This is a genomic window from Kitasatospora sp. NPDC048540 (assembly GCF_040651175.1).
Classification (GTDB): Bacteria; Actinomycetota; Actinomycetes; order Streptomycetales; family Streptomycetaceae; genus Kitasatospora.
This window is the reverse complement of the sequence record NZ_JBEZIR010000057.1, coordinates 1-11,142: the sequence shown is the minus strand read 5'-3', so window position 1 is coordinate 11,142 and position 11,142 is coordinate 1. Positions and strand designations below refer to the sequence as shown.

At 73.5% G+C, this 11,142-nt stretch carries 5 protein-coding genes and 1 pseudogene; all 6 read left to right on the top strand.

Going from position 1 to position 11,142, the window contains the following annotated elements:
* Positions 1 to 36: 36 nt before the first annotated feature.
* Positions 37 to 1,566, top strand: a complete 1,530-nt coding sequence (locus AB0D08_RS22210) for a hypothetical protein (protein WP_359890939.1) — start codon at positions 37 to 39, stop codon at positions 1,564 to 1,566.
* A gap of 47 nt (positions 1,567 to 1,613) precedes the next feature.
* Complete coding sequence (locus tag AB0D08_RS22205; RefSeq protein ID WP_359890936.1) at positions 1,614 to 1,880, top strand: hypothetical protein; 267 nt, start codon at positions 1,614 to 1,616, stop codon at positions 1,878 to 1,880.
* Positions 1,881 to 2,282: 402 nt separating this feature from the next.
* Positions 2,283 to 4,811, top strand: a complete 2,529-nt coding sequence (locus AB0D08_RS22200; protein ID WP_359890934.1) for a DUF6603 domain-containing protein — start codon at positions 2,283 to 2,285, stop codon at positions 4,809 to 4,811.
* A 71-nt stretch (positions 4,812 to 4,882) separates the two neighbouring features.
* The gene (locus tag AB0D08_RS22195; protein WP_359890931.1) at positions 4,883 to 7,117 is read left to right on the top strand and encodes a hypothetical protein; all 2,235 of its coding nucleotides are present in this window, start codon (positions 4,883 to 4,885) and stop codon (positions 7,115 to 7,117) included.
* Between the two features lie 38 nt (positions 7,118 to 7,155).
* Positions 7,156 to 10,629, top strand: coding sequence for a hypothetical protein (locus AB0D08_RS22190; protein WP_359890929.1), 3,474 nt, complete (start codon positions 7,156 to 7,158; stop codon positions 10,627 to 10,629).
* Positions 10,630 to 10,695: 66 nt separating this feature from the next.
* Positions 10,696 to 11,142 (top strand): annotated as a pseudogene (locus tag AB0D08_RS22185) (hypothetical protein); the annotation flags it as partial.

Genomic DNA, 11,142 nt, shown 5'->3' with positions numbered 1-11,142 from the left:
AGAACGACCGTACCGTGGAAGACGGGTTCGCCCGGGGTGGCGAACTCGGGTACGGCCGGACCGGCACCCGGGCCGCGCGCCCCCCGCACCACCACCGCACAGGGCCACGAGGATCCCGCGGGCGCCCCGGCCCAGGGGCCGGGCATCCGCGCCCGGATCCCCGCGCTGAGCGGCTCCTGGTGGAACACGCCCCGCCTGGTCCGCGCACTCACCGCCCTCTGCCTGGCCGCCCTGCTCGGCCTCGCCGCGGCCACCGCCTCGGTGCTCGGCGGCGCCCGCGACGGCACCGACACCATCGGCCACCGGGCCGCCCCACAGGCCACCCGGGCCGCCGACCTGGCCTTCGCACTCAGCGACATGGACGCCCAGGCCGCCAACCTCCTGCTGATCGGCGCCGACCCGGACTACACCGCACTGCGCGAGCAGACGCTGGACACCTACGAGCAGCGCCGCAACCAGGCCGGCACCGACCTCCAGCGCGCCGCCGAGGCCGCCGCCGGCGACCCGGCCGGGCAGCGCGCCGTCCAGACCGTCATCGGCGAACTCGGCCGCTACGAAGCCCTGGTGGCGCGCGCCCAGCTGCTGGAGGACCAGGCACACGCCCCGGCCGGCAAGCCCTCCCCGGACGCCCTGGACACCTACCGCCAGGCCACCGACCTGCTCCGCCAGCAACTGCTGCCCGCCGCCGACCAGGTCGCCGCAGCCAACTCCGCGACCGTCGACCGCATCTACTCGGCCCGACGCGGCGACCTCGCGGCCGGCCGGTGGTGGATCCTGGCCACCGGAACAGCCGCCCTCGCCGCGCTTGCCGCGCTGCAACGGACCCTGACCGCCCGCTTCCGCCGAAGGATCAACCTCCCGCTGGCCGCCACGACCCTGCTCACCGTCCTCGGACTGGCGACCGGCCTCCACCTCTCCGCAGCGGCCGACGGCCACCTGGTCGTCGCCAAGCGCAACGCCTACGACTCCGTCATCGCCCTCAGCCGCGCCCGCGCGGTGGCCTACGACATGAACGCCGACGAGAGCCGCTACCTCACCGACCCGGCCCGGGCCGCCGCGTACCAGCAGTCCTTCCTCGACAAGACCCAGGCCGTCGCCCACCTCCCGGGCGCCACCCTCGACAGCTACAACGACGAGCTGTCACGCCGGGCCGACGCCCACCGGGCCGACCACCGGGTGGTCCCGTTCGACGGCTTCCTCGGGACGGAACTGCGCAACATCACCTTCCCGGGCGAGCAGGACGCGGCCGAACGCGCCCTGACGGCGTTCCAGCGCTACCAGCAGGACGACCGTGCCATGCGCGGCCTGCGAAACCAGGGGCAGCTCAAAGCCGCGGTGACGTTCAACACCGGTACGGCGCCCGGCCAGTCCAACGCGGACTTCGAGCTCCTCAGCACAGCCCTGGGTGATGTCCTGGCGGTCAACCAGCGGGCCTTCGACACGGCGGTGGCCGACGCCGACGCCGATCTGGGGGCCGGCACCGCGGCACCGGGCGGCCTGGCACTCGTCCTGGCGCTCGCCCTGAGCGTGCTGGGGGTCCGCCCGCGCCTGCGCGAGTACCGCTGAGCGGAACCGGGCCGGGGGCGATTGGCGGAGCGCGCTACGGTCGACCCGTGACCCATGGCAGACAGCCCGACCTGGACCAGATCGAGGCACGGTTTGTTGCGCTCGTCGAGGCGCGGACGAGCCGGGACGCCGTCGACCGGTGGGCGGCCCGATGGCTGGCCGATGACGATCTCAGCTGGGACGACCCGGCCCGATGGGCGTTGGAAGTGCTCCACGGCATCGACCTGCCGGCCGGCCCCGAGGGCGGCTTTCTCCCCGACGACGAGCAGGTGCGTGGCTGGCTCGATGAGCTGAGGAGACGCCGGGCCGAGTGATCGGTGCTCGGCGGGTCCTCGGGAGTTCCGGGCGTGGGTACCTCGGCCGATGCGCCCTCGGGTGGGTCCGTTGATTGGCCGGATTCCGGTGCCGTGTCTCGTGTCGGGTGGGCGGCGGCAGCCTGCGAGGGCGGGTGGCCGTGGGCGCGGATCCTTTTCCGGGCCCGGTTGAAACGCTTCTGCAGACCGGGGGACGGCCAGGGGCGGTTCCGGCCTCCGGTGAAGTTTGTGCACCACCTTTCGGCCATGTTGGTCACTGTGGGTATGTATGCCGCTACTTCAAGTGTCCGCCCTGGCTAGGCTCGTGGCTGCGGACACGTCAGGCCCGTTACCGAGGCCGGTGCGTGTGTCCGCCATTCCCCTTTCCCACGAGCCGAGGGCGGGATCGCTGTGACAGCACGCGTGGAAGACGTTCGGAAACTCCTCGACCGGGCGGCGGGTGGTGCGGTCGAGATCCCGGCGTCCGTGTTCGCCGACCCCGATGCCGCGGCGCTCGTCTTCCCGGGCGGCACGGTGCGGATCGACGGCGCGGTGAGCGATCCGCGGGCCCTGTCGGTCGGCGGGCGGGCCAAGGTGACCGCGTCCTCGGCGCCGGTGGACGTCGCGTTCACCGTCGACGGCGAGTGGGTGACCGGGACGGTGGCCGCCGTCGACCTGGGCGAGGGCCGCAGCCTGGTCCTGGTCGACGGCACCCCGGCGGGCATCGAACTGCCCGCCGGGGCCTGGGCGCTGACGGACGGCCGGGCGCTGCGACTGACCAGGCGCACGCCCGCGCCGCCCACCGACCCCGGACGCCTCGACGGCCTGGGCCGCGCGCTGCCCGACGTGAAGCACCGGGACGCCGGCGCCCGCGACCGCACCCCGCAGGCGCTGGTCACCGAGCACGGCATCCTCACCCCGCGCCCCGGCCCGCACCGCCGAAACGGTATGAAGGTCCTCGAGGCGCCGTCGGTGCGGGGCTGGTCGCCGATCGGCACGCCCGGCGGCGACAACGGCCTGAGCGTCGACTACTACAACCCGCCGCTGCGGATCGCCGGTGCGCTGACCGCGCTCCCGGCCTCCCCGCCGTACAAGACGGTGGTCGGCGGTGTCCTGCTGGTCGACACTGGCGCGTTCAACGGCTCGGCGATGGGCGCGTACGTCGTGCCCGACGGCACCGGCGCCGATCCGTCGCTCTTCGCGTACGGCTCGCTCGGCAGCCAGGTCGGTTTCGGGCCGCCGCTGTTCCAGGTGCGGGGCATCTCGGCCGGGTTCGGCTGGAACAGCCGGGTACGGGTCCCGGCCGCTGACGCGCTGGGCAGCTTCCCGTTCCTGGTCGCGCTCGACAACCCCGGCGAGATCGGCGCCGACGACGACGAGGTCGACCCGCTCAAGGTCCTCGGCGAGCTGATCGGCGGCTCCAACCCGTGGGTGCGGCCGCAGGAGGGCGACCTCTGGTTCGCGGCGGGCCTGGCCTTCGACTGCTTCGAGACCTTCAGCGGCCGGGCCATGGCCCTGGTGCAGACCGGCTCCGACCTGACGATCAGCCTGCTCGGCGCGGCGGGGATGCAGTTGCCCACCAAGAGCGACAAGAAGATCGCCCGGGTGGAGATCGGCATCGAGGCAACCCTGCGCCCGACCGCCGGGGAGCTGAGCATCGGCGCGGCCTTCACCGAGAAGACCTTCCTGATCGACCCGAACTGCAAGCTGCGCGGCGGCGTCGGCATGAAGTTCTGGTTCGGAAACCACGCCCACGCCGGCGACTTCGCATTCATGCTCGGCGCGATCCCGGCCGGCCGGGAACTACCCGCCCGCTACCCCCGCCAGCAGCCCGCCGGTCTGACCTGGGGCGTCGGCTCCACCGTCAACATCACCGGCAACGCCTACGCCGCGTTCACTCCCAAGTCCCTGATGGCCGGCGGCTCCCTGGACGTCGTCTTCCAGTCCGGCATGCTGCGCGCCTGGCTCACCGCCCGGGTGGACGCCCTGCTGGAGTGGAACCCCTTCTACTTCGACGTCGGCATGGGCATCCGGGTCGGGGTCTCCGCGACCATCAAGGTCTGGTTCGTCAAGATCAGGATCTCGATCGAGGTCGGCGTCAGCGTCCGGGTCTGGGGCCCCGCGGTCGGCGGCGAGGCCACCGTGCACCTCTGGTTCATCTCCTTCACCATCGGGTTCGGCGCCGGCCGCCGCAATCAGGCCCCGGCGTTGGACTGGGGCGGCTTCCAGGGCATGCTGCCGCCGCCGGAGAACATGGTCCGCACCACCGCGATCGCCGGGTACACCGGCGAGGGCGCCCCGGCCACCCGCGGCGACCTCAAGCCGTGGCTGGTCAGCAACGGCGGCTTCACCTTCACCGCCGACACCCAGGCCCCCGTCAGCAAGGTCTACCTCGACCGGAGCAGCACCACACCGGTCGCCACCGACAGTGCGGTGGACATCCTGCCCATGCACGTCCGGGGCAAGGGCAGCGAACTGCGCGTCTGGCTGACCTACAACGGCCAGGCCGCGAGCCTGACCCCCTGGGGCCGCGCCGTCCTGCGCGGCAACGTGCCCAACGGCCTGTGGGGCCGGCAGCCCGACGCCCCGAACGACGGGATCATCCCCGACCGGATCCTCGGGATCCGGCTGACCTCGCCGCCGGTCGACCACGGCACCTCCACCGGGTTCCTCGACGAGCAGGCCATCTCCTTCGACCCGATCAGGCCCGACGGCAACCAGCCGCTCTCCGCGGAGGCGGCCACCGGCCCGACGCCGACCCGTCCCGGCGGCGTCATCGCCACGATCCAGAGCGGCATCGACACCGCCGCCACCCGCGGCAACCGCACCGCCCTGGCCCAGGCCCTGGCCGCCCTCGACACCGACCTCGGCGCGCTCGACACCGACCTGAGCGCCTACGCGAACGCCGCCGGCACCGCGTTCACCGCCGAGCCGATGCTCGTCGCCGGCTGACAGCCCCCCGGCCGACCCCTCGCCGACCGGTCCCCTCGCCCCACGCCGCGTCCTGTCGAAAGGCACGCCCTGTGACCACCACCTCCGAACCCGCCCCGCAGCCGCGCACCACCGCGCCGGGTGCCGAGCACCGCACCCGGTTCTTCGACCACCGCATCCCGTCGCTCTACGCCGGCCGGTACCGGATCGACAACCGTCAGGTGCTCGAGGACCTCGACGGCGCGGACCGCGTCATCGACGCCACCCCGCAGCCCTTCGACGTCGTCCAGCCGCGCTTCAGCTTCGACCCGACCGGCATCAACGCGCAGTTCCCCGTCCCCGACGCCGTCGGCACCTACAGCCAGACCCTCGCCCACATCAACCTCGACGCCCCCGGCCTGCCCTGGAACCGCCCGCTCGGCCCGGACCAGCCGCCCGCCGTCCCCTGGATGGCCCTGCTGCTGTTCCGCGAGGACGAACTGCCCGAGGACCCCGACGCCGTGGGCCTCGTCAAGACCGGCACCGTACGCCAGCTCCTCGACGGCGGCCACGGCGCCGGCAAGCCCCCCGCTCTCCCACCGGAGAGCCTGCGCCCCGACGAGTACGAGGAGCAGTGCGCCACCGTCCTCGTCCCCAAGGACCTGTTCGACGCGGTGAAGCCGCTGCCCGCCGAGATGGGCTACCTCGCCCACCTGCGCGAGGGCGGACGCCCCGACGCCACCCGGGCCGGTACGGACCCCGAACCCGACGAGGGCGAACTCAACGCCGTCCTGGTCGCCAACCGCTTCCCCGCCGCCACCGGCGGACGCCACGTCGTGCACCTGGTCTCGCTCGAAGGCTTCGACCGGCACCTGACCACCCCCGCCCCCGCAGAGGGCGTCCGCCTGGTCTCCCTCGCCTCCTGGTCCTTCACCACCGAACCCGACTCCGGCATCGGCTTCGGCGACCTCGCCCAGCACCTGGCCACCGCTGACGGCGTCACCGCACGCCCCGCCGACGACCTACGCCTTCGCGTCCCGACCACCGCCCCCGCCAACCCGGCCGGACCGCAGAAGGAGGCCCTGGACCGGATGGCGGGCGGCGCCGTCGCCCTGCCGCAACGCCTGGAGACCGGCGAACGCACCCTCGCCTTCTACCGCGGCCCGCTCACCGCCCAACCCGCCCGGAAGCTCCCCGACCCGGCCGCCACCCGCCTGGACTCCCCGGGCGAGGCACTGATCTACCTCCAGCACTACGGCGTCTTCGACACCACCTACGCCGCCGCCTTCACCACCGGCCGCACCCTCGCCCTCGCCGACGCCGACTTCCGCACCGCCCTGCTGGCGTTCCGCTCCGCCGCCCGCAGCGCGGCCCGCCGCCTCGCCTCCCACCCCGGACTCGCCACCCGTACCGTCACCGCTCTGACCGGCCGTCACCTCACCGCACCGCTCGCCTTCGAGGCCTTCGACCGCCTCCTGCTGGACGGCGACGAGCGCGCCGGCGGCGCCCGCCTCGTCCAGGCCCTCAACCAGGCAGGACCGCAGCTGCGCGCCGGCCGCCGCCGCACCGCGGCCCGGACGGCCGCCCGCACCCGCCGCAGCATCGGCGACGCGCGCGCCGTCCTCGCCCAACCGGGCGTCGCCGCGCTGCTCACCCAGGCCGCCCCCGACGAGTTCGCGAAGGTCACCGCCTGGCTGGACGCGCTGCGCCGCCTGGAACTGCTCAGCCTGTCCCACCTGGTCCCCGACCCCCGCGCCCTGCCCGCGGAGAGCATCCGCTTCGCCTACCTCGACCCCGGCTGGGTGCGCGCGGCCGTCGACGGCGCGCTGAGCGTCGGCGTCGGCCACACCCTGGACGCCGACCTCAACGCGCTCGCCACCGGCGGCGGGCCGGTCCCGAAGTGCGCGGTGCTGATCAACTCCAGTCTGGTCCCGAACTGGCCCAACACCATCGTCGCCGCCTATCAGGGCACCGGCGCCGTCGAGCCCGTCCGCGACGCGGTGTTCGGCCTGGAGACCCGCCTGCTGCTCTACCCGGAGGTGATCGACCGCTTCGAGCTCGCCGAACCGCCGCGCGGCCTGTGCTTCGGCATCGGCGACGTCGGAACCATCGAGCTCCGCGAGATCACCGGGGACCGGATCGGCCACCCCAAGGGCGAGTTCCCGCAACCGGCCGGCTTCGCCCGCTTCCTGCGCCCCGGGGGCCGGGACGTCCTCAACGTCGACGGCACCGGCGACGCGCTGCTGCCCGCGCTGTCCCAGGCGCACGGGGTGCCCCGGATCTCCTCCGCACAGTTCGCCCTGCAGATGATCAACGCGCCGCAGGCACAGACCTTCTCCCGGCCCTGAGCCCCGCCCGCCCCCGCACCGACGAAAGGACCCGGGCCATGTCCGTGGACAACACCCTCATCGTGCCGGTCGAGGTCGCGGCCCTCGCCGTGAACCGGCAGACCCGCGACACCGGCACCCCGCACGTGTTCCACCGCTGGATCACCAACTACAAGGACATCGGCGACGGCGTCGCCCCCGAGCCCACCCCGTTCTCCAGCCCCGAGGAGTGGACCGGCCGGGAGGACCGCCTCGGCGTCTACCTCCAGTGGGAGCTGCCCGCCGCCCTCACCCGCGGCAGCCACGACGAGGAGGAGGGCATCGGCGGCTTCCCCCTGGTGCCCAACCGGTGGCTGGTCGTCCGCCACGCCGACAGCACCCGCAAGCTCAAGGCCTGGATCGTCGAGAGCGACTACCTCGACCCCATGGACGGCACCGTCTCCTTCCAGAACCCCGACTTCGTCCCCGGCCCCGACGGCGAAGAACCCGTCGCGACCCTGATCGGCAAGTGCCACCACCTCACCGGCCCCTGGCAGGAACCGGCCGACGCCCACGCACCGTTCCTCACCGCGATCGGCCCCGGGCTGCCGACCTTCTCGGTGTTCCAGCCCTACAACAGCAACGTCTTCTCCCTCCACGACACCCTCCTCGACACCCCCGGGGCCGAACTGCCGGCGCGCGAGCGGCTCAGCTACTTCGTCGCCGGCTGGTACGCGGACCCCGGCAGCGACATCCTGGCCGGCACCGAGGACCTCGCCGCACTGCTGGAGCGCCTGCAGTGGACACCGCCCGTCGGCTCCGGCAGCGGCATCCGCACCTCCGTCCACACCGGGACCGCGCTCGGCCTGGACTGGGACCTGAACGGACCCGTCCCCGAATCGCCCTGCCCGAAGCCGGCCGAGGTCACCGCGATCGTGTCCAACAGCATCGCCGAGGCCGTCGCCGAACTCGGCGCCCGCTCCGACGGCCAGGGCGCCCTGTCCACCGACGAGGCCGAGCTGTTCCGGGCGTTCCTGCTCGGCGGCATCGACGCCCTGGAGGAGCGCGACCGGCCCGAGGCCGACATCCTCACCGACCGCCGCGCCCACGACAGCGCCTTCGGCCCGGTGGCCGGCGGGTACCGCTGGTTCATCGGCGAACGAGGCGAGGAGACCGGCCGCAGCATCTCCGGCGCGGCCCGCGCCGCGGAGGCCGAGACCGTCGCCGACCTCAACCGCCGCCAAGCCGCCCACGACACCACCGAAGCCGAACTCGACACCGCCCGCGAACACCTCTACCACCTGTGGTGGCTCGACCACCTGCAGAAGAAGTCCGACGAGTTCACCGGCCGCATCGACGACGAACTCGACCCCGGCAACGCGGACGGCGCCGCCGGCCGGGTCGTCGCCCTCGCCCGCGAAGTGGCCCGGCAGCGCGCCGAACTGCCCTGGGGCAAGAGCGAAGCCGACCTCGCCGCCCGCATCGACGCCCTTTACCCGGCCTACGGCGCCCGCGCCGCCCGCCGCCTGATCCGGGTGCCCGCCGAGGACTTCGAGTACAGCGCCGACCCCGTCCTCACCCTGGAGGGCGCCAACCTCCACGCCCCGCTCACCCGCGACACCGCCCTGCCCTGCCGCACCCCCGAACGGGTCGTCACCCGCGCCTCCGGCATCAGCACCACCGACGTCGCCGCCGTCGCCGCCCAGCTCGACCTCACCGGGCAGCAGCCGGCGAGCTTCCCCGCACTGCTCACCGAGTTCCTCATCCTCGACCGCGCCCTGAAGACCGGCGCGATCCGCGATGTCACCGGCACCCTGCCCGAGTACGGCACCGCCCCCTGGACCATGCCCTGGCAGCCGCTGTACCTGCTCTGGAAGGCCGAGTACTTCCCGCTGCCGATGCGCGACGGCGACACGGCGCACTGGGAGTTCATCGACGGCTCCCGCTACCGCTGGAAGGGCACCGGAGAGCCCGGTACCCCGCTGGTCGTCTCCGGCCGTCAGACCCTCGCCCCCAGCGCCGGCCACATCGTCGACGGCACCCTGCAGAGCTACGCCCGCGTGCGCGACCAGCTGCCCACCGACGCCGTCCGGCAGGTCCGGTCCCAGGCCCGCGGGGCGGACTACCTCTCCCAGACCCTCGACGGCTTCGGCGCCGCCCTCGCCCAACGCCAACCCCTGGCCGGCCTCCAGCCCGCAGGCGACCTCGCCGACCTCATCGGCAACGGCGACTACCCCCCGCCGGACCCCGGCCCCCTCAAGGCCAGCGACTGGGACCCGGACCCCGTCTCCGCCTTCCAGGAACTGCGCGCCGGACAGCTCGCCTTCCTCGACCTGGCCGTCGTCGACCGCTTCGGACGCTCCGTCAACCTCATCACCAACCCGGCGCACTTCGCGCCCGAGATGCCCGACACCATGCGCCCGGCCCACCCCGTCAGCGACTACGACTCCGACCGCCTGGTCGAACTCGGCCCACGCCTGCTCCAGCCGGCCCGGCTGGGCTTCGACTTCCTCGCCGCCACCACCGACGAGGACACCGACCTCACCCCCGGCACCAACCCCGTCTGCGCCTGGCTGCTGCACAACCGCCTCGACCAGTCGCTCGTCGTGTACGCCCCGGAGGGAGCCGCACTCGGCGAACTCCGGGTCACCCTGAACGCCGGCGGCACGCGGGAGGTGTCCTGGTCCGCCCTGCCCGGCTCCGAGGTGACCCGGTTCGAACAGCTGGAGGCGCTGGCCCCCCACCCGTACCGGCTGCTCAACGCGGTGAAGGCCCGCGGCCCGCAGACCTTCGACGCCTTCCGCGCCACCGTCGACCGCGCCCTGCAGACCATCGACCCGGACGGCCCGGCCGACCCCGGACTCGGCTTCCTCCTCGGCCGCCCGCTCGCTCTGGTCCGCACCCGCCTCACCATGAACCTGCGCGGCCCGCTGCGCGCCGACGTCAGCTGGCAGAACCTCTTCGAGCCGTCCCCCTCCCGACTTCCCACCTACCCGTGGGCGATCCGCCTCGGCGAGGCGCAGCAGAGCGACGACGGCCTGGTCGGGTACGTCCTCGACGACGACTACGAGCACTTCGAGACGGTCATCGACCCGGCCACGGGGGGAGGCGACTACCTGCGGCCGATCGGCGACCTGCCCAGCCTGGAGCTGGACTTCGGCGACCACAGCACCGCGGTCGCCACCGTGCTGCTGGACCCCCGGGCGGCCGTGCACGCCACCACCGACATCCTCGCCACGAAGCGGGTCTTCGTCCCGCAGGAGTTCACCGACCAGGCGATCGCCCGGATGTCCGTCAACTTCCGCACCGGCCCGCTGCTGGCCGCCACCACGGCGCTTCGCGGCCCGCAGGGCGAGAGCGAGGAGACCGTCCTGATGCCGGCCCCGGCCGGCGTCCTCGGCACCTGGACCTGGTCCGAGAACCGTGGCGGCGACTGGCAGAAGCTGCCGATCCTCACCCAGGACCAGTACGACCTCCCGCTCGCCGAACCCGAGATCCGCTCCGGCTTCCTCACCCTGGACGACGCCGTCGCGCACAGCCGCGCCGAGCACTGACGCCACTGCGCCGCGCGCCGTCCCGGGAACGGGGCGGCGCGGCCCACGAATCCGAAGGAGAGCCCCGTGTCCGTCGTGATCCAGACCCGGAACACCGATGCCGCCGCCGACGATCCGCTGCTGACCTACCAGATCACCACCACCCCGAGCCCTCTCAAGGCCTCACCGGAGAACCCGCAGGTCCCCGAGGAGATCGGGGAGGTCGTCATCGCGGTGGCCCGGCAGAGCGGTACCCCGGCCGATGTGGAGTGGATCAAGGTGAAGGTCCCGGCCGGGACGATGGCCCCCGATCTCGCCACCGACCTGAACAAGATCACCCCGAGGATCAGCCTCACCGGCTGGACCGTTCGTCTGGACGCGACGGCAAAGGAGTTCGTCTGCGCGCCCGCCGGCAGTCACGCGCCGATCGGCCCGGACGGCGGGTTCACCATCCAGCTGTCCGACATCCCGGTCAGCCGGAAGGTCGGCACAGCGCCTGTCACCGTGACCGAGCGCTCCCGCACCGGGAACTCC